This window comes from Acetobacter sp. AC2005 (genome assembly GCF_037901235.1).
GTDB classification, from domain to species: Bacteria; Pseudomonadota; Alphaproteobacteria; order Acetobacterales; family Acetobacteraceae; genus Acetobacter; species Acetobacter oryzoeni.
This window is the reverse complement of the sequence record NZ_CP149625.1, coordinates 422,842-442,602: the sequence shown is the minus strand read 5'-3', so window position 1 is coordinate 442,602 and position 19,761 is coordinate 422,842. Positions and strand designations below refer to the sequence as shown.

The 19,761-nt window shown below is 58.0% G+C and carries 17 protein-coding genes; 10 read left to right on the top strand and 7 right to left on the bottom strand.

Going from position 1 to position 19,761, the window contains the following annotated elements:
* Nucleotides 1-7 precede the first annotated feature (7 nt).
* The 6 genes from QQM41_RS02080 to QQM41_RS02055 are packed head-to-tail and all read left to right on the top strand — an operon-like array spanning nt 8 to nt 6,502.
* The gene (locus tag QQM41_RS02080; protein ID WP_339077579.1) at nt 8-1,741 is read left to right on the top strand and encodes a hypothetical protein; all 1,734 of its coding nucleotides are present in this window, start codon (nt 8-10) and stop codon (nt 1,739-1,741) included.
* Nucleotides 1,738-2,754, top strand: a complete 1,017-nt coding sequence (locus QQM41_RS02075) for a hypothetical protein (protein WP_339077578.1) — start codon at nt 1,738-1,740, stop codon at nt 2,752-2,754. Before QQM41_RS02080 ends, QQM41_RS02075 begins: the two co-directional genes overlap by 4 nt.
* Nucleotides 2,751-3,341: a hypothetical protein gene (locus tag QQM41_RS02070; protein WP_128105074.1), complete on the top strand. Its 591-nt coding sequence runs from the start codon at nt 2,751-2,753 to the stop codon at nt 3,339-3,341. Before QQM41_RS02075 ends, QQM41_RS02070 begins: the two co-directional genes overlap by 4 nt.
* Nucleotides 3,338-4,471, top strand: coding sequence for a hypothetical protein (locus tag QQM41_RS02065; RefSeq protein WP_339077577.1), 1,134 nt, complete (start codon nt 3,338-3,340; stop codon nt 4,469-4,471). The genes QQM41_RS02070 and QQM41_RS02065 overlap by 4 nt, the downstream gene beginning before the upstream one ends.
* 1 nt (nt 4,472) lies before the next feature.
* Entirely contained in the window at nt 4,473-5,969 is a 1,497-nt protein-coding gene (locus QQM41_RS02060; protein ID WP_339077576.1) for an NADH-quinone oxidoreductase subunit D, read from the top strand.
* 35 nt (nt 5,970-6,004) lie between these two features.
* Nucleotides 6,005-6,502 (top strand): NADH-quinone oxidoreductase subunit B, encoded by a 498-nt coding sequence (locus QQM41_RS02055; protein WP_012812682.1) that lies wholly within the window; start codon nt 6,005-6,007, stop codon nt 6,500-6,502.
* On the opposite strand, the gene QQM41_RS02050 is transcribed toward QQM41_RS02055, so the two are convergent.
* From QQM41_RS02050 to aroB, 6 genes are all read right to left on the bottom strand, one after another.
* Nucleotides 6,491-7,396, bottom strand: a complete 906-nt coding sequence (locus QQM41_RS02050) for a phosphatidylcholine/phosphatidylserine synthase (protein ID WP_050819482.1) — start codon at nt 7,394-7,396, stop codon at nt 6,491-6,493. The genes QQM41_RS02055 and QQM41_RS02050 overlap by 12 nt on opposite strands.
* A gap of 12 nt (nt 7,397-7,408) precedes the next feature.
* Nucleotides 7,409-8,098 (bottom strand): phosphatidylserine decarboxylase, encoded by a 690-nt coding sequence (locus QQM41_RS02045; protein WP_050819483.1) that lies wholly within the window; start codon nt 8,096-8,098, stop codon nt 7,409-7,411.
* An 82-nt stretch (nt 8,099-8,180) separates the two neighbouring features.
* A complete protein-coding gene (gene alaS, locus QQM41_RS02040) occupies nt 8,181-10,826 on the bottom strand; it encodes an alanine--tRNA ligase (protein ID WP_339078137.1) in 2,646 nt (881 codons plus the stop codon).
* Nucleotides 10,827-10,998: 172 nt separating this feature from the next.
* Complete coding sequence (locus tag QQM41_RS02035; RefSeq protein WP_050819485.1) at nt 10,999-11,502, bottom strand: GtrA family protein; 504 nt, start codon at nt 11,500-11,502, stop codon at nt 10,999-11,001.
* Between the two features lie 99 nt (nt 11,503-11,601).
* On the bottom strand, nt 11,602-12,732 hold the full coding sequence (locus QQM41_RS02030; protein ID WP_050819486.1) for an OmpA family protein: 1,131 nt from the start codon (nt 12,730-12,732) through the stop codon (nt 11,602-11,604).
* Nucleotides 12,733-13,076: 344 nt separating this feature from the next.
* On the bottom strand, nt 13,077-14,810 hold the full coding sequence (gene aroB / locus QQM41_RS02025) for a 3-dehydroquinate synthase (protein WP_339077574.1): 1,734 nt from the start codon (nt 14,808-14,810) through the stop codon (nt 13,077-13,079).
* 62 nt (nt 14,811-14,872) lie between these two features.
* Between aroB and QQM41_RS02020 the strand changes: the two genes are divergently transcribed.
* From QQM41_RS02020 to QQM41_RS02010, 3 genes are all read left to right on the top strand, one after another.
* Nucleotides 14,873-15,211 carry a hypothetical protein gene (locus QQM41_RS02020; RefSeq protein WP_004448996.1) on the top strand — a complete coding sequence of 113 codons (339 nt, stop codon included), beginning with the start codon at nt 14,873-14,875 and terminating at the stop codon, nt 15,209-15,211.
* 3 nt (nt 15,212-15,214) lie between these two features.
* The gene (locus QQM41_RS02015) at nt 15,215-16,135 is read left to right on the top strand and encodes a site-specific tyrosine recombinase XerD (RefSeq protein ID WP_339077573.1); all 921 of its coding nucleotides are present in this window, start codon (nt 15,215-15,217) and stop codon (nt 16,133-16,135) included.
* A 74-nt stretch (nt 16,136-16,209) separates the two neighbouring features.
* Nucleotides 16,210-17,166 carry an acetyl-CoA carboxylase carboxyltransferase subunit alpha gene (locus tag QQM41_RS02010; RefSeq protein WP_050819488.1) on the top strand — a complete coding sequence of 319 codons (957 nt, stop codon included), beginning with the start codon at nt 16,210-16,212 and terminating at the stop codon, nt 17,164-17,166.
* 55 nt (nt 17,167-17,221) lie between these two features.
* On the opposite strand, the gene QQM41_RS02005 is transcribed toward QQM41_RS02010, so the two are convergent.
* Nucleotides 17,222-17,977 carry a molybdopterin-binding protein gene (locus tag QQM41_RS02005; protein WP_339077572.1) on the bottom strand — a complete coding sequence of 252 codons (756 nt, stop codon included), beginning with the start codon at nt 17,975-17,977 and terminating at the stop codon, nt 17,222-17,224.
* Between the two features lie 158 nt (nt 17,978-18,135).
* Between QQM41_RS02005 and QQM41_RS02000 the strand changes: the two genes are divergently transcribed.
* Nucleotides 18,136-19,761 carry a lysine--tRNA ligase gene (locus QQM41_RS02000; RefSeq protein ID WP_128105079.1) on the top strand — a complete coding sequence of 542 codons (1,626 nt, stop codon included), beginning with the start codon at nt 18,136-18,138 and terminating at the stop codon, nt 19,759-19,761.

Genomic DNA, 19,761 nt, shown 5'->3' with positions numbered 1-19,761 from the left:
GGCTGTCATGGTGTTATCCGCCGGATTTCATAGCAGGTTGGGGCCGGGTTCCATTTTCACCTCCTTTGTTCTTTGCAGTTTGCTGGCAATATTTGCTGCGCTGGGCGTTTTTGCAGTGCTGCCAGACAGGCTTCTGCGCGGCGCTGCGGTTTGGCGGGCAGAAATTATGGGTGGTCTGTGGGCGCTTTCTGGCGTGCTGGCCATTGTGGGGGCTGCGTGCAAGCTGGAGGGCGAACTCAGCTGGTTTCCGGTTTTCGGGCTGGATGGCCCGGCTTTGCCCATGCTTGTTTTGCTGGCGTTTGCCGGTGGTGTAGCCGGTAGCGGCGCTGCGGCGCTGGCCTGCGTGTTTGTGGGTGTGGGCTTTCTGGCTCTTTCGCCTCTTGTTTTCGGGCTGCTTACCGGCACGGCCTTGGTGCTTCTGGCCGCTGGCGGGTGGCGCAGTGTGTGCCTGCCATTTGCAGTGCTGCCTGCCTGTATTCCCGCTGATAGCCCGTTTTGCGTGCCGCTTTTGTGCCTGACAGTGCTGCTGATGGGCTGGGCGGTTTCTGTGCAAAAAGGCCCTACGGCTGTGCTGCCCGGCATGGTTGGGCTGTTTTTGCTAGGCCGTTTGTTGGCAGAGGTGGGCGAACTTTCTGTGCTGCCGCAGGTCATGCTGGTGGCAAGCGGATGTTTGGTGGCAGCAACAGGCACGTTGCAGGCCATGCGGGATAAGGGGCTGGCACGTATTGCATCCGGCCTATGTGCAGCATGGTATGGCATATTGGTGGTGGCTGTTGCGCTAGCTCTTGTTTCCAGCTTTGGCGGTATGGAAACATTCCGTATGGCCATTATTCTGGGTATGGGTGCACCCATGCTGGCCCTTGTTGGTTTGCTATGGCTGGCCCAATGGCAGCAGGCAGAACCAAAGCGCCGCATTGCCTCTCTTTCCGGGCATGTGCTGGTTGCGGGCCTGTTAATGCTGTTTTCCATTATGCCGCCATTTGGCGGGTTTGCCGTTTTATGGAGCCTGCTTGTTGGCGCGTATGATGCCATTGCCGTGGCGCAACCCGTTGGCGCGTTAACTATAATGCTGCTGCTTACGCTGTTGGGCAGCATTATGGTGCTTATGGGCGCTGGGTTGTTGCGGGCAGGTGCTGCGCTGCTGTTTCCTTCCACCATTTTTCAGCCGCATCAGGCCCCTGTGGCGGCAGAGTTTGTATGGCCAAGCTGGATATGTGCCGGAGCGGCCCTTTTGCTTGTGCTGTTGCCGGGGGTATGGCTTTCGCTGGCAGACCATCTGGTGGTGGGGCCTGTTGTGCCACCTCTCAAATGGAACCGCATTGCCACAATCTGGCTGGAAGGCGGAGGGGCCAGTTTTACGCCTGTTTTTACATTGCTGGCGTTGGGCGCGGCTTTGGCCGCTGCCGCCCTGTTGGTGCGGTTGTTGGGCTTTTTGCCTTTTGGGCGTGTGATCAAGCCAGTGCCAGTGTGGCGCCAAGGAGCCCCTATCATCCAGCCTGCTGAAGGCCATACGGTTTCTTACGAAGGTGCAGCCCCTTTATGGCCAGCCTGCATGGCGCTTTTTGGGCTTGCGGCAGAAACCCGAAAGGACAGAAGGCTGGCCCGCCGTGGCCGTGTTGCTTTGCGCTATGGAAGGCGCTGGTTGTTCCGAGGGGCCGAATGGTGTGAAACACAGGGCCTTGTGCTGATTCTGCTGCTTTTGGGTGGTGGCCTGCTGGTGGGGCTGTTTGTAGGAAAATGAAGCAGGATTTAACATGGGGCTGGGCGTTTGGCTGCGTTGCTGCTTTAGCTATTCAAACCGCCCTTATGGTGCTGGTGGCGCCTTGGTTTGCGGGGTGGGTGCATCGTCTTGCCGGCCGATTGGTAGGTGAGCCCCGTTTTCCCGCAGGGGGAAGATGGCAGGAAATCTGGCATCAGTTCCGTAGGCCTTCACTATATGGGCGGCAAGATGGGCTGAATGGTGTTTTTTGTGCCTTGGCGCTGGTGCTGGCGGTGTTGGCCTGTGGGCTGGTGCCGGTATTTACACTTACCATGCCGGGCTTTCCTGCGCCGGGGATGCTGCTTGTATGCACTATTCTGGTGGCCGTAGGCGTTTTGCTGGATCTGCCTCAGGCTGTGCAGGAAGCCTCTGCCGCACAACAAGGGTGCGCGGCCATTGTGGCCGATGCGTTGCTCTTGCCCGTATTAACCCCCGTGCTGTTGCTAACCGGAGCGCATGATCTGGTGGCCTTTTTAGGCAGGCTGCATGTGCTTTCTCCTATTACAGAAGGTGCGCCTTACGTTCTGGCGGGTGTGGCGCTGTTTTTGGCAACAGCCTTGGCAAGGCGGGATGAGCAAACAGCCTCTGCCACACTTTCCGGCCCGGATAGAGCCATGTGGCTTTTGGCCGCAGATTGCATGCAGATGAGCTGGGTTACGCTGGCGGCAGATGTGGCATGGGCAGGCAGCTTGGCCATGCCGGGAGAAAGCGGGGCCGAAAACTGGCTGACCCAATGTGTGGAAGGCCTGGGCCTGTGGATGTTCAAGCTGCTTGTGGCATCCTTTATGCTGGCGGTGCTGCGTATGGCTTTGCTGCCTGCGGGCCGCCGTGCGCGGGTGCGGTTGGGTGCCATTTTTCTGCTGGGCGTTCTGGCATGGCAGGTGACGTCCTCTCACGTTGCTGCTCCACCTGCGGAGCCGGAAAACCACAACGTTGAGGATGAAAATACCCAAGGCTATTCCACAGAGCCAGCGCCAGAAGGAGAACCTTCATGACACTGGCCGCCATTCTCATGCCCTTGCTGGCGCTGTGCGTTGTGGCGCGCGGTATCGGGTTTTTGCCCTTGTTGGGCTTGGTTGCAGCCGCCGCCATGTTGGTGGATGGTCATACGCCTTTGCAACAGGCCGGGGCAGCTATGGCCGTGGTGTTTGCCATAGGGCCGGTGTTGTTTTTGCTGCGCTATCAGCATGACGCCGCGCGGGAACGTACGGGAAGCGCCATACCCTTTTTTGCACTGGGGTTAATGGTGTTGTTGCTTTTGGCCTGCACGCGCGCAGGTGTTGCGGTGTTTCCTGCCAGTTTATGTGTGGTTGTGGCTGGTCTGGTTTCTGTTATCTGCCGGCAAAGCATGGTGTGGCAGTGGGCCGGGTTGCTTACATGCGTTGAGGGTGTACTGCTGTGCGGCGTGCAGGCATCTCAGCCTTCTGTAGTGGGTGTGGCTGGTTTGGCCGGTGCTGTTGTGGCTGTGTTGGGGGGCATGTGCATCCACCGCATCATGCCGCGTGTGGTGCCATTGCGCCCACCTTCTGCTCGTAAAAAACCCTCTCCCGACTCTCCAGAAAAGAACGGAGATGCAGCATGACAGGCACAGCAGGGGCAGGCATGTTTCTGGCAGCACTGGCATTTGTGTGGCCCTTTTTGGGGGCGGCAGCCGTATGTGCGGTGCCTGTGGCGCGTAGCCGTGAGCTGGCAATATGGATGTCCGCCATAGGCTGTGTGCTGGCGCTGGCAGTTTTTGTGTTTCCTGCATCTGGCGCAGTGGCCGCCGGGTGGGATGATGACCCCGTGCAGCGTGCCGGGCGTGTGATGCTGGCTTTTGGCCTGCTGCTGATGGTGCTTGAAAACGGTATTCTGCATGACAGGCTGGTGCGTAGCCTGCCGCATGTTTCCACCGCCTTGGCGGGGCTTGCCTGTATTGCGCCAGACCCCGCTGTGGGTTTGGGTATTCTGGAAGCTGCTCTGGCATGGGGTGTGTTTGTTTTTACCCGCCCGGCCGGGCAGGCCAGAATGGGCTGGGGGCTTATCCGTAATGGCTCGGTTGGCACATTTTTGGTGCTTTCCGGCCTGTTGCTGCCCGCCAATACCGTTGTTTCCGGCTTGCTGATGGCCTGTGGTTTGGTGGTGCTCACCGGTCTTTCTCCGTTTGGGCAGTTCTGGCAGGATGAAAACGATACCTTCCTGTTTCTGCCATTTGCCGGGGCGGCTTTGCTGCTGGCCATGCGCCTGCGCACACATGGGGGCGAGGCGTTTGAAACGGCTCTTGTGCTGTGTGGCCTGCTTTCTGTGTGGCTTACCGCCTGTGCCGGGCGCTTTGCAGACAGGCAAAGGCTGTTCCGCACCTTTCCATCCGCACTGGCGCTGATAGCGGTTGGTATTCAGGCCGATGTGGCGGCTTTGCTGTTTTTGTGTGGCTGGTGCCTTGCAGGCGGTGGGCGTGCGGGCCGTGGTTGGGCCGTTAACACCTTGGCGTGTTTTCCACCCGGCGCACCGTTTGTGGGGTGCCTGCTTTTGCTTTCCATGATGAGCGATTGGTCATGGCCGTTGGCGCTGCTTACGGTTGCGGGCATTTTGGCGGCGGTTACGCGGGCTGTGCCTGCGCGGGATATTACGCATCATTTCTGGCCGCAGGATGCTGCCGGGCGTGTGGCCTGTTCCGTGCTAACAGCCACGGGCCTGCTGGTGCCACTGGCCATGATGCTGGGGGCTTTCTGATATGAATGCAGCTTCTCATATCTGGGCGGGTGAGGAAACAGAAACCCCGTGGCGCTTTAGGCTGCAGGAAATGGCATGGCGAGATCTGGTAGATGCGCTCAAGCATGATGATCTGCCATTTGTAGGGTTGTGGTGCGATGGCACAGATGTGCACGCACTGTTTCTGCCAGATGGTCAGCCATTGGCGGCCACGTTGGCGCTGGAAGATGGCCGATACCCCGCACTTTCCCCCGCAAGAGATATTTCCTGCCTGTATGAACGCCGCATTTATGATCTGTATGGCGCAGAGGGCATGTGGGCGACCGATGTGAGGCCCTTGCTGGACCATGATGTATGGTCATCCTCCACGCCTTTGGCGGAGCATCCGGGTGCAGGGGATGGGCAAAAAGGGCTTATTCATTTCCAACCCGCTGAGCATATGCACCAAGAGGGTGATATGGCAGATGGCTGGGGCCCAGCCACAGGCGGTATGGAACCGCCCGTGCATGTGGCGCTGGCCATGCGGGAAGGGCGTATTCGCGCAGCAGAAACCGTAACCGGTTATGCGCATAGGGGTATGGAACTGCGCTGGCGTAATAGCCGTGTGGAAGATGCCTGCAAACTCAGCGCACGTGTGGCGGCGGGGCAATCTGTAGCGCATCAGGTGGCGTTTTGCTTGGCTGTAGAAGATGCGTGCAAGGAGCAGGTAGGTCCGGAAATCCGGCTGCTACGTGTTGCGTTGCTGGAACTGGAACGTATTTGCCACCATCTTTTTCTGCTGGCGGATATGGCGCGTCTGGCCGGGGCACGGTTGGTTGCTTCTGGCTGCATGGGGTTACGTGAAAAGCTGATACAGGAAGCCGCGCCCATTATCGGTTCACGCCTGTTGATGGATGTATGCGTGCCCGGCGGCCTCTCCCTGCGTCATGCCACGCAAATGGGCGATATGTGTGGCCGCCTGTGTGAAGTGGCAGAGCGTGACTATCCGGCCTTGCTGGCCCTGTGGCAGGAATATCCGGGCCTTTCCATGCAGTTGGCAGGCATAGGCAAGGTGACGGCAGATTTGCTGGAGCGTGTCGGGCTGGATGGGCCAACAGCACGCGCCGCCGGGTGGGATTGTGATGGCCGCCGCATGATGCCGGGTTATGAAGGCATATGGCGTTTTACCTCTGGCAGGCAGGACGGCACGGCGGAAGATCGCGCCATGCTTTTGCTGGAGGAAGTAGGCGAAAGCCTGCGCATGTTGGATGAAGTGGCATCCCGCATCGGGCTGACAGCAGGCGGCAGTGTGCAGCTTTCCATGCAGGATAGTGAAGGCACAGGCATGGTGGAAGGGCCGTGGGGTGGTATTCTGTACTGGGTGCGCCTAAAAGAAGGGCGGGTGGAGCAGGTGTTTGCCCGCAACCCATCTTCTGCCGCTTTGTTAACGTTTGAGGCCATATTGCCGGGCCATCAGCCAGATGATGTTGCCTTGCTTGCACGATCATTGGATATCAACGCAGCAGCGCTGGATCAGTAAGCAGTGCAGGCGGGCGGAATGAAAGGCAAAAACACATGGGGCTGATACGCGCGGTATTTGATGCAGCCTTCAGGCAGGATATGCGGCGCATGAAGCCCGTAGGCCCACGCTGGCCGCTGCTTCTGTTCCATGTTGATACAGGTGGCTGTGGCGGCTGCGGAATGGAACTTCAGGCCCTGCGATATGCGCCATATGATATGGAAGGCGCAGGCTTTGGCTTTGTCACATCGCCCCGCAATGCTGATGTATTGCTGATAACGGGCGCGCTCACCCGTGCCATGGCTCCGGTGCTGGAAGCAGCATGGCAGGCCATGCCAACCCCCAAAGGGCTGATTGCCGTAGGAAGCTGCGCCTTGGATGGCGGCATGTTTCCTGAAAATTATACGGTATTGGGTGGGTTGGAGCGCCGGGTTTCCATAGATCTGAAAATACCCGGCTGCCCGCCTGCGCCTCAGGATGTTTTAAACGGCCTGTGTTCCCTGTTTGGCAAACAGGCCGTTCCCCCAAAGGAGGCTGAAACCTCAGCTGTGTGAAGGTGCTGGGGTTTCTTCTATGTCGTCTTCATCGGTTTGCAGGTCTTCTGCCGCTTTTTTAAGCCGTAGAAAGCTCAGGCGGCTAAGGGGCAGAAGAAAAACGTAAATCACGCCCGCAGCGGCCAACGCGGCCCACGGGTCTGCCACCAGCACCACAGCATAAAGCCCCGTGCCCAGCATAAGGGGCAGAACATATTGGGCAGGCACCTTGAAGTTTTTGAATGACCATACCGGCAAGGTAGAAACCAGCAGCAACCCCGTGCTTGCCAAGGTAAGCGTGGGAATCCACGGCAGGCGTGTTAGCCGGTAAAGCCAGTCTATGCCCAGCTTTTGCGCTTCCAGCCCCAAAAAGAGCGGGAAAAGCGCCAGCCCGGCACCTGCGGGGGCCGGCACGCCGGTAAAGAAGTTGCTGGCATATTTGGGCTGATGATGCTCCCCATCCAGATTGGCGTTAAAGCGCGCCAGACGGAGCGCCATGCACACGGTAAACATAATGCACGGCAAAAAGGCATACCGCCCGCCATCCTTCAGCGCCCAGAAATACAGCAGGAAGGAAGGTGCTACCCCAAAGCACAAAAAGTCGGACAGGCTATCAAATTCGGCGCCAAAGCGGGTGGAACCGCGCAGCAGCCGGGCAATACGCCCATCCAGCCCATCAATAAAAGCGGAAATCAGCAAGGCCACGGCAGCGGCCTGAAAACGCCCATCCACTGCAAAGCGCATGCCCATAAGGCCACCGCACAGCCCCAACATGGTGAGAATGTTGGGAATAAGCCGGTTAAAGGAGGGCCCACGTATTTTGCTGCGGACCCGCCGCCGCAAACGGCGACGACGGCGCGGTGTTTCGGAAGTCTGCTGTGCAGGAGCAGAAGGAGATGAGGAAGGTTGTGTCACGATTGCTCTGTTTTACAACCGCGCCATGACGGTTTCACCGCCTACCATTGTCTGCCCGACAGAAACCAGAGGTTCCACACCCGGCGGCAGATACAGATCTGTGCGGGAGCCAAAGCGGATAATGCCAAAGCGTTCACCAGCTTCCACTTTGTCGCCTTCCTTTACGGAGCACACAATGCGGCGTGCCACCAGCCCGGCAATCTGCACCACAGCCATCATGCGGCCATCGGGCAGGGTAAGGCTGAGGGCGTTGCGTTCATTCTGTTCGGAAGCCTTGTCCAGGCTGGCGTTCAGGAACAGGCCGGGGTGATAGGCCACCCGCGTAACTGTGCCAGCGGCAGGCATGCGGTTAACATGCACATCCAGCACGGAAAGAAAGGTGGCAACGCGCCATACCGGTGCTGTGCCCATATCCAGTTCTGCTGGCGGGGCCACTTTTTCGATAGAAACAATGTGCCCATCAGCGGGAGCTACGGCAACATCGTTACGGGCGGGGGTAACCCGTTCCGGATCACGGAAGAAATACAGGCAGAAGCCAAAAAAGCCTGCGCTAGCATGGCCCACGCCGCGCAATACCGGGCAGCGCAGTTTACGGCCGGCCCAGTAGGCCAGAGCAGCCGTGGCACCAGATGCCAGAAGGAAAGGGCGCGCTTCCCGGTGCGGGCGCGCAACAACAAGTTTTAGCGAAGCAAGTAGCGACATGGAGTAATCCTTACGCGAAAGCCAACATGAAGGGAAGAAAACGGGAAGGCACCAAGGAGTTCCTTCCCGCTTGGCCGATGTTTCAGGCCATGGTCTTCAGGGCTTCACGCACGGCGGCAAACGCTGCATCTGCCGCCTGTGCATCTGGGCCACCAGCCTGCGCCATATCGCGCCGCCCGCCGCCGCCTTTGCCACCCATGGCAGCACTGGCAGCACGCACAAGGGCTACGGCATCTACTTTTTCCACCATTTCCGGGCCAACGGCGGCCACAACGCTGCCTTTGCCATCTGCGGTGGAAATCAGCACCACCACATCGGCATTGCCCTGCTTGAGAATGGTTTCGGCCAGCCCTTTGAGTTCACGCGGCGGCGTTTCACCCACATTACGGGTGGCCAGACGTGCTGCGCCAATTTTGTCTACACCCGCAGCGGCCACGTTGCCTGTGGCCAGTTGGCGCTGCAGATGGGCAATCTGTTTTTCCATCTGGCGGCGTTCTTCAAGCACAGCGGCCAGACGTTCTGGGGCATCGGCCACAGAAACCTTCATCATGGCGGCCATCTGGGTCAGGCGCTGTTCGTTAGAAACAGTCAGATCCTGCGCTGCTTTACCAGCCACGGCTTCAATACGCCGCACACCGGCGGAAACGCCACTTTCTGAAACAATGCGGAACTGCCCGATATCCCCCGTGCGGTTTACATGCGTGCCGCCACAAAGCTCCATGGACCATGGGGCTTTGTTGTCGGCCCCAGCGCCCATGGAAACCACGCGCACTTCATCACCGTATTTTTCACCAAACAGGGCGGTAGCCCCTTCGGCAATGGCTTCATCCGGTGTCATGGAGCGTGTGACAACCTGCGAGTTATCGCGGATACGGTTGTTCACTTCGGCTTCAATGGCCGCCAGTTCCTCATCCGTAATCGGGCGGGGCTGGCTTACGTCAAAGCGCAGGCGTTCGGCTGTGTTCAGGCTGCCTTTCTGGGCCACATGCGCACCTAGGTGGCGGCGCAGGGCTTCGTGCAGCAGATGGGTGGCGGAGTGATGGGCGCGAATGGCGCTGCGGCGGTCATGGTCCACTGTGGCGGTTACAGCCATGCCGGGGCGCAGTGTGCCTTCCGTAACCGTGCCGTAATGCACGATCAGATCCCCGGCTTTTTTCTGCGTATCCGTAATGGCAACTTTAACGCCAGAGGCCGTCAGAAAGCCGGTATCACCAGCCTGACCACCACTTTCACCATAGAACGGTGTCTGGTTCAGCAGCACGGCCACTTCAGAGCCAACAGGGGCTTCTTTCAGGAATTCATTGCCAGCAATAACGGCCTGAACTTCACCATCAGCCTGTTCCGTGCTGTAGCCCAAAAATTCGGAAGCCCCGAACTTGTCGCGCGCTTCAAACCAGATGGTTTCTACTGCGGTATCGCCAGAGCCTGTCCATGCTGCGCGGGCGCGCTGGCGCTGCACGGCCATGGCTTCTTCAAAGCCCTTAACGTCCACATCGTGGCCGGAGCCGCGCAGAGCATCCTGCGTCAGATCAAGCGGGAAGCCGAACGTATCATACAGGCGGAAGGCCACATCACCCGGCAGGGATGCGCCGCTGGCCAGATGAGATTTTTCTTCTTCCAGCAAGTGCAGGCCACGGTCCAGCATGGCTTTAAAGCGTTCTTCTTCACCGCGCATGGTTTCACGGATCAGGGCTTCACCATGCACCAGTTCAGGATACGCACCGCCCATCTGCTGAATAAGAGCCGGCAGGAGCTTGTAGAACGTGGGTTCTGTCGTGCCCATCATGTGCAGGTGGCGCATGGCGCGGCGCATGATGCGGCGCAGCACATAGCCACGACCATCCTTGGAAGGCAGCACGCCATCAGCAATCAGGAAGGCAGTAGAGCGCAAATGGTCGGCCACAACGCGGTGGCTGGCCTTGAATGGGCCATCGGCTGCTTGATGCGTTAGATCTGCTGAAGCCTGAATAAGGGCGACAAACGTATCTGTATCGTAGTTATCGCGCTTGCCCTGCATGATGGCGGCAAAGCGTTCCAGCCCCAGCCCTGTATCAATGGAGGGACGTGGCAGCGGAGAGCGTGTGCCCGGTGGGTCTTCGAAATACTGCATGAACACGAGGTTCCAGATTTCGACAAACCGATCCCCATCTTCATCGGGGGAGCCGGGCGGACCACCGGGAACATCCGGGCCGTGATCAAAAAAGATTTCGGAGCAAGGGCCGCAGGGGCCGGTATCCCCCATACGCCAGAAGTTATCTGATGTAGGAATGCGGATAATGCGGCTGTCATCCAGCCCGGCGATGGAGCGCCACAAACCTGCGGCATCTTCATCTTCTGCAAATACAGTCACCAAAAGCTTGTCTTTGGGCAGGTTGAAGCCCTTGGTGACCAGGTTCCACGCAAATTCAATCGCTTCGGGTTTGAAGTAATCCCCAAAGGAGAAATTGCCCATCATTTCAAAAAACGTGTGGTGCCGTGCTGTATAGCCCACATTGTCCAGATCGTTATGCTTACCGCCGGCGCGCACAACCTTCTGCGCAGTGGTTGCGCGAGAATAGGGGCGCGTTTCCTGGCCGGTAAATACGTTCTTGAACTGCACCATACCCGCGTTGGTAAACAGCAGGGTGGGGTCGTTCTTGGGAACCAGAGACGATGAAGGTACAATCTGGTGACCGTTGCTGGCAAAATACTCCAGAAAAGCGGTGCGAATTTCGTTTGTTGTCAGCATGGCGTGAGGCAGACGATCCTGAAACTGGTTGGGCACGTGATGCTTCCACACTTGCGGAAAGGGGCCTCACGGCCAGATGAAAACGGCAAGGTTCTCTTAACCTGTGTTCCTGATGTAGCGCACCCTGCGCTGATCTGAAAGAGGGCAGAGAATGGCCGGTGATATGGCCAAATTATGTATCGGATGTTTGATGTGGGGTTGGGGCTGAAATTTCAACCGACATTTCAGCCAGTTCCAGCGCAGAAGCTGGCGGTTTTTCCCGAAAGACAACTTTCTGGCTCATGCTAAAATTGGCCAGCATGCCTGCCCCGGCCCCTGCAGCCAACGCAATAATGGGGTGCTGCATGCAAAACGGAAAAATATAGAAAAGCAGGTAAACAGTGCCGCGGTTGAGGAAAAAACCAAGGCTGTTGGCACTTAGGAATCTGAGCCATTGCAGCACAGGGTGCTCATGGTGTCCTGCGCCTTTAAACGTCCAGATTCGGTTAAAAACCCAGTTAAGCGTGGCGGCTACAAAATAGGCCACCAATGTTGCAGCCGTAAGCCCGATAAGCGGGCGCAATGCGTAAACGGTGCCTGAATCCCACAAAAAACCAAGGCTGCCCACCATGCCAAACTTTATCAGGCGGATAAGCTTGGTTGTGGCGGCAGAAGGAGAGGGGGATGCATTGCTCATGGCATAAAGCTTTAAACTGGAATGCAGAAAAAGCAGACATAAAAAAAGAGGTGCCCGAAGGCACCCCTTTCTTTTTTCCGAAAACCGGAAGCAGGCCGATTAGTGGAGGATGATTTCCACGCGACGGTTCTGCGGTTCGCGAGTGTTCGGGCCGGTCGGAACCAGCGGGTGAGCTTCACCGTAACCGTGCACGTCAATGGCGGAAGCCGGAACGCCGTCACGGATCAGTTCTGCCTTCACGCTGTCAGCACGACGCAGGGACAGACCCAAGTTGTACTTTTCACCGCGCGGGCCGGGGTGAGCAGCGGAGTTATCGGTGTAACCGTTAACTTCGATGCGGGTTGTCTGAACGTGGGTGGAAGCCTGAGCAGCTTCTGCCACGATCTGGCGAGCGCGAGCGGTCAGGACAGACTTATCCCAATCGAAGAACACCAGGTAGGAGCGAGCCGGCAGCGGAGCCGGAGCAGCAACAACCGGAGCCGGCGGCGGCGGCGGCGGAGCCGTATCGAACGCATAACGCAGGCCCAGAATGAACTGGTGGTTGAAGCGGTGATCGAAGTTCACGTTACCGCCGGTGCCCTTGGAACCGGAGTAGTGGAACGCACCGTCCATGAAGGAACCCGGCTGACCGATCATGCGGTATTCCGTGGTCACCTGGAAGCCCGGGATGCCCGTGTCATAAGCGGCACCGACGATACCCTGGTAAGCGAAGCCACCGTTCGTGCCACCGATGCGGGTATGACCAGCACCGTGAGCATAGTTGGTGTCAATCGGGTTGTAGTGCTGCCACAGGTAACCGGCACCAACACCAACAAACGGGGTTACAGGTGCATCGATACCGAACTGCTTCAGGTCGATATCATACAGCACGTTCACGAAACCGCCGTAGGACTGGTCGGAACCACGTGTATGACCCGGCAGGGACGTGCCCGGACGGTGGTCAATGTTGGAGTAGTTGTAAACGCCTTCAACTTCAGCGCGCAGGCCGTTGCCGAAGCCCCAACCGAACGCACCAAAACCGGTGAAGCCGGTGTTGTGGCGCAGCTGAGAGGAGGTTCCACCCGGAGGGGCGCCAGCAGCGTTTGCACCGTTGAGGTGAGCGTGCTGATTCTGAACCAGGTTATAACCACCGGCCACGTTTACATACGGGCCAGTAATCGTGGTGGCAGATGCGGCCGCCGGAGCCGCTGCCATCAGTGTCGTTGCAAGTAACGCCGTGCGGAGACGCATTTTTTGGTCCTCAATATTTCATCTGTTCGACTAACCCGCCAACCATTTCAGCGGGCAGGTCCAGCTAGATGCCTAAAGCCGTATAAAACGATCAGTTCCAAAATAGGAACCCGAAGCTTCATACTCTTAGTGATTACAAGCCATAACCGTGTTGTATTTGCAACAGTTCATTTCGTGGGACGAATATGTTTCTGGCGCAAAAGTATTTCCACGGTTTCTGGCCCTTTCCATAACATGTTGCAAAAGCATGTATCTCGCTCTCATTCTCGTCTGATTAAGGCGGAATTGCGGCAAGGTGACACATTTACAACCCGATAACTTACAGCGGTGTAGGGTCGCTGCTTTTAAGCCACGCTTCCGTCTGCTTCCAGCACCTCTCTCACGGCTGCTGCGGGCACATCCCGCGTGGTAAATGCCTGACCGATTCCGTGCGCCAGCACAAAGGAAAGGCGTCCGTCCTGCATCTTCTTGTCGCGCTGCATATGGGCCATCAGATCCTGCGTGCGGAAGGTGTGGGGCAGGTCTCGGATATGTGCGGGCATGCCCAAGGCTTCCAGATGGCGATTCACACGCTCCATGTCTGCACGCGGGCACAGGCCCAGACGGACGGAAAGCGCAAAAGCCAGATTCAGGCCGATGGAAACAGCCTCGCCATGCAAAAGGCGGCCATCATAATCCAGTTCGGCTTCCAGTGCGTGGCCAAATGTGTGGCCCAGATTGAGCAGGGCACGGCCATTGTTTTTTTGCTGCTCGCGCTCATCTGCTGCCACAACACGGGCTTTGAAGGCGCAAGCCTGCTGTACAGCCATTGCCAGCGCTTCTGGGTCCTGATCCAGCACGGCGGCGCCGTTTTCTTCACACCATGCAAACAGTGCTTCGTCCCCAATGAGGCCGGACTTCACAATTTCGGCATAACCAGCCACCAACTCGCGGCGCGGCAGGGTTGCAAGGGTGGATACATCTGCCAGCACGCAAAGTGGCTGATGGAATGCCCCCAACAGATTCTTGCCCCAGCGGGTGTTGATGCCCGTTTTGCCACCAACTGAAGAATCGACCTGAGAGAGCAATGTGGTGGGAATCTGCACAAAGGGCAGCCCGCGCAGGGTGGTTGCGGCCACGAATCCAGCCAGATCTCCCACCACGCCGCCGCCCAGCGCAATAATGCTGGTGCGGCGTTCTATGCCGTGCTCCAGAATGTTGTCTGTCAGCTTTTTATACATCTCCAGACACTTGGTCTGTTCCCCCGGCGGCACGCGCAGGCTGCGGGATGTAATGCCCGTTTCCGCCAAAGCGGTTTCCAACTGATGCAGATAGCGCGGGGCCACGTTTTCATCCGTAATGATGACCACGTTTTTCTGAGGCAGTACCGGGGCCAGCAAGGCACCCGCGCGGCTAATCAGATTCGTGCCGATCACCACATCATAAGATGTATGCGCCAAGGTGACAGGTAACCTTAACGGGCGGCGCGAAAGGGCAAGGGCTTCCATAACGCGCGTGGTTGTGTGCTCCACGTTGTTGTCTCCACAATCAACAATAATATCTGCCTCGGCATAAACCGGATGGCGGATGGCCATAAGGTTTTCCAGCACTTCACGCGGGGATGTCGTGTTCAGCAGCGGGCGGTGCGTGCGCCCGCTTACGCGGCGCACCAGCACGGGCAGGGGGCAGCGCAGCCAGATGGACACTGCACGCTCACGCACCAGGGTGCGGGTGGTGGAATCCATAAACGCACCGCCGCCAGTGGCCAGCACCATGGGCGGGCCTTCCAGCAACCTGCGAATCACCCGCCGCTCTCCATCACGAAAGGCGGCTTCACCATACAGGCGAAAAACATCTGCAATGGAACAGCCGGCTGCGCGTTCTATTTCTACATCGGCATCCACAAATGGCAGCCCCAGTCGGGTGGCAAGGGGGCGGCCAATGGTGGTTTTTCCTGCTCCCATAAGGCCTACAAGCACGATGCTGCGGCCAAAGGGAATAATGCCAGAACCATGGTTGCGGCTGACCCGTTCCAGATCAAGCGGAATGGGTGGTGGGTCCGTTGTTTCGGAGTGGGGAGAAGAGATACGTGATGACATGGAACACAGCTTAACATACAGCAGACAGAACACACCTATATCAGTTAAGGGAGCCAAGCTGCATGAACCGCACGGTTCTGATTGTTGCCGCCGCAGTGTTTGCGGTTGTTCTGGGCGGTTTTGCCGCGCTGGGCCTAAGCGCACATCCACCCGTCCCCCAGCCAGTGCATCGTGATCTGCCGCTGGCCGCCCCGGCTACTTCTGCTGCTGCGCCAAGTGTGGCGGTGCCTGCTGCTCCTCCGGCTCCGGTCGTTTCTGCGGTTGTGCCTGCGGCTCCGGCACAGCCCACCATTACGCCTGCCGCGCCGCCGGCCCCGCCAGCAGCCGTTGCACCACCTGCACCTGTGGCACCTCCGCCGCCGGTTGCAGCTCCGGCTCCGGCAGCACCTGCGCATCCGTAAGCCATGTTAAGCGGGGGCGTTGATCTTTTTCTGGAGATGCTGGCTGCCGAGCGTGCAGCCGCCCCCAATACGCTGGCTGCGTATGAAGCAGACCTGACCTCCTGCGCTGAAAGTCTGGCGCGGGAGGGGCAAACCCTGCAAACGGCCACAACCGAGGGTTTGCAAAACTGGATGGCTGCATTGGTAGGCAGCGGGCAGGCGCGGCGCACGGTTGCGCGGCGCTTGTCCTGCATCCGGCAGTTTTATCTGTTTTTGCTGCGTGAAGGCATGCGCGTGGATAACCCGGCAGCGCATCTGGATAGCCCCAAACCCCGCACACCTTTGCCGCGTTTTTTATCCGAATCGGAAGTGCTTGCGCTGCTGAATGCCTGTGCAGAGCCTGCCGGGGCATCCTTGGCCAAAAAACGACGCGGCATTTTAGCCAAGGCGGCGCTGGAGCTGCTGTATGCCTCTGGCCTGCGTATTTCCGAATTATTGGCGCTACCACGTAAAGCCATAGCCGGTGACCAGCGCATGATCATGGTGCGCGGCAAAGGCGGGCGGGAACGCTTGGTGCCACTTTCAGACAGTGCGCGGGAAGCCGCACAGGCTTTGCTGGAAGTGGATGCGCATTTGGAAAGTCCATTCCTGTTTCCCGGCCGCGACCCTGCAAAACCCATGACACGGCAGGCGTTTGACCGGATTCTACACACGGTGGCCATACGGGCGGAAATTGATCCGGCGCGCCTTTCCCCCCACGTGCTGCGCCATTCCTTTGCCACGCATTTGCTGGCGCATGGGGCAGATTTGCGCGCTTTGCAGATGTTGCTGGGGCATGCAGACATCGCCACCACCCAGATTTACACCCATGTGCAGACAGAACGCCTGCAAAAGGCCGTGCAGGCGCATCACCCTTTGGCGGCGGATTCTGCCCACACCAAGTGAAAAATCGACATTCAGATATGTTTGGTTGCATGAAGTGACTTGGTTTTACACGTCATTGTGCTATCCGCTTCTGCATGCGTCAGTTCCTGGATTTCGAAAAGCCCGTCGCCGAACTTGAAAACAAGATCGACGAACTGCGGCAAATGACTGACCCCAACGGGGTCAACATAGAAGAAGAAACGGCCCGTCTTTCTGAAAAGGCGGAAAAGCACCTGCGTGCCATCTATGCCAAGCTTACGCCGTGGCAGAAGGTGCAGGTGGCCCGCCATGCGCAGCGTCCGCACACGCAGGACTATGTGAATGCGCTGATAACAGACTTTACACCGCTGGCGGGGGACCGCCTGTTTGCAGATGATAAAGCTGTTATTGGCGGCATGGGCCGTTTTGACGGCACACCGGTTATGGTGATCGGGACTGAACGCGGCTCAGACCTGGAAACCCGGCTCCAGCATAATTTTGGCATGGCGCGGCCAGAAGGCTACCGCAAGGCGCAACGGCTGATGAGAATGGCCGGGCACTTTAACATGCCGATTCTAACATTTATTGATACCGCAGGCGCATGGCCCGGTATTGATGCCGAACAGCGCGGGCAGGCTGAAGCCATTGCCCGTTCTATTGCTACCTGTTTTGAAGTGCCTGTACCGCTTGTTGCCACTGTAATTGGTGAAGGTGGTTCTGGTGGCGCTGTGGCGCTGGGTGCTGGTGACCGGGTGATGATGCTGGAAAACGCCATCTACTCCGTTATCTCGCCCGAAGCCTGTGCCTCCATTTTGTGGCGTGATCCCAAGCAGGCCAGCACGGCGGCAGAAACACTGCGGCTGACGGCGCAGGATTTGCAAAAGCTGGGGCTGATTGACCGGATTATTCCCGAACCCGTAGGCGGCGCGCAGCGTGAACCCGCAGTGGCTATCGAGTCTGTTCGCACCGCGCTGACAGAAGAACTTAAAACGCTTCTGCCAATTGCTCCGGCACGCCTGAAAGAACTGCGGCGTGAAAAGTTTCTGGCAATGGGGCGCGAAGCCCTGAGCTAACACACGCAGTGTTACCTCCCCACTGGCGCAAACCGGCGGGGAGGAAGTTAAGGCGTTAGACAGGCGGTTCTCCTTCTACGGGGGTGCCGCCTTTTGTTTTGATAAGATCATGGATAGCGCTGGCTGCTTCTTCCACTTCGGCGCGGTTCTGGCCTTTGGCCACAAGCGCTACACCGCGGCGGCCATCTTCACGATGGAAAGGGTAGGAGCCGATATCCAGATCCGGAAAGCGATTCTGAATATCCTCTAACCCGTCAGCCAATGTGCCTTCAAAAAGTGATGTGGTGTGCCATGTGCGAGAAAAGACTGGCGCGCCTTTTTGCAGGCTGGGGGCAAGGCTATCAAACATGCTGCGCATAATGCGGGGCACACCTGCCATAACGTGCACATTGCCAATGCTAAAGCCCGGGGCCAGTGAAACCGGGTTTACAATGGGTGTGGCACCCTGCGGCAGCTTGGCCATGCGCTGGCGGGCGGCGTTAAATTCTTCCGGCCCAAAATAGGTTTCCAGCAGTTTGAAGGTGGGCGGGTGGAACTCCCACGGCACACCAAAAGCTTCGGCAACACAGGGGGCTGTGATGTCATCATGCGTGGGGCCAATGCCACCGGTGGTAAATACCTCATCATACTTCGCGCGCATTTCTGTCACGGTGTTGATGATGGTTTCCCGGATATCCGGAATCACACGGATTTCGCGCAGAGGAATCCCCAGTTCCCCTAAGCGGAGGGCCAGAAACTGGATGTTTTCATCTTTTGTGCGGCCGGAAAGGATTTCGTTGCCAATAAGAATAAGGGCGGAGGTGCGGCGCATGGGTTGGGCCTGTCCTTTGCTGAAGCCTTCTTGATTTAGGTATAAAGCATGAAACGCAGGGCTGTTAACGTCAATGATATGGTAAAATTTGCCTCTATCCATCCTGTGCTGCGCGTTTTTGGATTGACCGCAGCGTGTCCAGTTCATAGCTTCCCGCCATGTCAGAAAGCCGATCCGCTCCCGTTTCCGATCTTCCACGTGCCTGGCCTTTTGAGGAGGCGCGTAAACTAGCCGATCATGTTGGTGTGCGCAGCACCGCCAACGGTGAGGACGATGCACGCCCGGCGTTGCTGGAAACGGGCTATGGCCCTTCCGGCTTGCCGCATATTGGCACGTTTGGTGAGGTTGCCCGCACATCATGGGTGCGGCAGGCCTATACAGCCCTGACAGGCCGCCCCTCGCGCCTGCTGGCTTTTTCCGATGATATGGATGCCCTGCGCAAGGTGCCCGATAACGTGCCCCAGCGCGACATGCTGGAAAAATATATCGGTCAGCCACTTTCCCGCGTGCCAGATCCGTTCGGCACGCACGAATCGTTTGCCGCACATAACAACGCCCGTCTGTGCGCGTTTCTGGACAGCTTCGGCTTTGAATACGAATTTGCGTCTTCCACCCAGTATTACACCTCTGGCCGGTTTGATGCCGCACTCCGCCGCGTGCTGGAAGTGCATGATGAGATTCTAAAGGTTATCCTGCCCACCTTGGGGGCAGACCGGCGCGCCACTTATTCCCCCGTTCTGCCGCTTCACCCCCGTACGGGTGAGGTTATGCAGGTAAAGATGGACGCCATAGATGCCGCAGCCGGCACTGTGCGCTGGACAGATCCTTCCAACGGTGAGGTGTTTGAAACACCCGTAACCGGTGGCCACGCCAAAATGCAGTGGAAGGCCGACTGGGCCATGCGCTGGTATGCGCTGGGCGTTGATTACGAAATGTCTGGTAAGGATCTGATAGACAGCGTGCGGCTTTCTGGCCGTATCTGCAAGATTCTGGGCGGCACACCGCCTGCAGGGCTGACATATGAGCTGTTTCTGGATGAAAAAGGCCAGAAGATTTCCAAATCCAAGGGCAACGGTCTTTCTGTTGAAGAATGGCTGCGTTACGCCCCGCCTGAAAGCCTTGGGCAGTTCATGTTCAACCAGCCGCAGCGTGCCAAGCGGTTGTATTTTGATGTCATCCCCAAAACGGCGGATGAATATCTGACACATGTTGATAAGGCCAAGGTGCTGCAGGCCGAAAACCCCAAGGGGAATGACCTGCGCGCCAACCCGGCATGGTTTATCCATAAAGGCCATATCCCCGAAGATGCAGGCAGCCCGGTGCCGTTTAGCATGCTGCTGAACCTTGCCAGCGTTGCCAATGCAGAAACGCCAGAAGTGCTGTGGGGCTTTATCCGCCGGTATGATGCTGCCGTTTCGCCCGAAACACACCCCATGCTGGCATGTTTGGTGAAACATGCTGTAGCGTATTACGCAGATTTCGTGCGCCCGGCCAAAACCTTCCGTGCGCCAACCGAGCAGGAACGTGCTGCGCTAACGGATCTGGCAGAATGCCTGCGTGGGTATGAAGGTGAGGCCGCAGATGCCTCTACCTTGCAGAATCTGGTGTTCGAGGTAGGCAAGCGCCACGCGTTTGAGCCGCTGCGTAGCTGGTTTACCTGTTTGTATGAAGTTCTGCTGGGCCAGAAGGAAGGGCCGCGCTTTGGCGGCTTTGTTGCGCTGTATGGCGTGGCAGAAACTGTGGCCCTGATAGATACAGCCCTCCTGCGTGAGACGCAGGTTTAA

Excerpts from the sequence above, each read along its gene's own strand:
- QQM41_RS02080 (WP_339077579.1), top strand. The coding sequence starts at position 8 with ATGGTGTTATCCGCCGGATTTCATAGCAGGTTGGGGCCGGGTTCCATT.
- QQM41_RS02075 (WP_339077578.1), top strand. The coding sequence starts at position 1,738 with ATGAAGCAGGATTTAACATGGGGCTGGGCGTTTGGCTGCGTTGCTGCT.
- QQM41_RS02070 (WP_128105074.1), top strand. The coding sequence starts at position 2,751 with ATGACACTGGCCGCCATTCTCATGCCCTTGCTGGCGCTGTGCGTTGTG.
- QQM41_RS02065 (WP_339077577.1), top strand. The coding sequence starts at position 3,338 with ATGACAGGCACAGCAGGGGCAGGCATGTTTCTGGCAGCACTGGCATTT.
- QQM41_RS02060 (WP_339077576.1), top strand. The coding sequence starts at position 4,473 with ATGAATGCAGCTTCTCATATCTGGGCGGGTGAGGAAACAGAAACCCCG.
- QQM41_RS02055 (WP_012812682.1), top strand. The coding sequence starts at position 6,005 with ATGGGGCTGATACGCGCGGTATTTGATGCAGCCTTCAGGCAGGATATG.
- QQM41_RS02045 (WP_050819483.1), bottom strand. The coding sequence starts at position 8,098 with ATGTCGCTACTTGCTTCGCTAAAACTTGTTGTTGCGCGCCCGCACCGG.
- alaS (WP_339078137.1), bottom strand. The coding sequence starts at position 10,826 with ATGCTGACAACAAACGAAATTCGCACCGCTTTTCTGGAGTATTTTGCC.
- QQM41_RS02035 (WP_050819485.1), bottom strand. The coding sequence starts at position 11,502 with ATGAGCAATGCATCCCCCTCTCCTTCTGCCGCCACAACCAAGCTTATC.
- QQM41_RS02030 (WP_050819486.1), bottom strand. The coding sequence starts at position 12,732 with ATGCGTCTCCGCACGGCGTTACTTGCAACGACACTGATGGCAGCGGCT.
- aroB (WP_339077574.1), bottom strand. The coding sequence starts at position 14,810 with ATGTCATCACGTATCTCTTCTCCCCACTCCGAAACAACGGACCCACCA.
- QQM41_RS02020 (WP_004448996.1), top strand. The coding sequence starts at position 14,873 with ATGAACCGCACGGTTCTGATTGTTGCCGCCGCAGTGTTTGCGGTTGTT.
- QQM41_RS02015 (WP_339077573.1), top strand. The coding sequence starts at position 15,215 with ATGTTAAGCGGGGGCGTTGATCTTTTTCTGGAGATGCTGGCTGCCGAG.
- QQM41_RS02010 (WP_050819488.1), top strand. The coding sequence starts at position 16,210 with ATGCGTCAGTTCCTGGATTTCGAAAAGCCCGTCGCCGAACTTGAAAAC.
- QQM41_RS02005 (WP_339077572.1), bottom strand. The coding sequence starts at position 17,977 with ATGCGCCGCACCTCCGCCCTTATTCTTATTGGCAACGAAATCCTTTCC.
- QQM41_RS02000 (WP_128105079.1), top strand. The coding sequence starts at position 18,136 with ATGTCAGAAAGCCGATCCGCTCCCGTTTCCGATCTTCCACGTGCCTGG.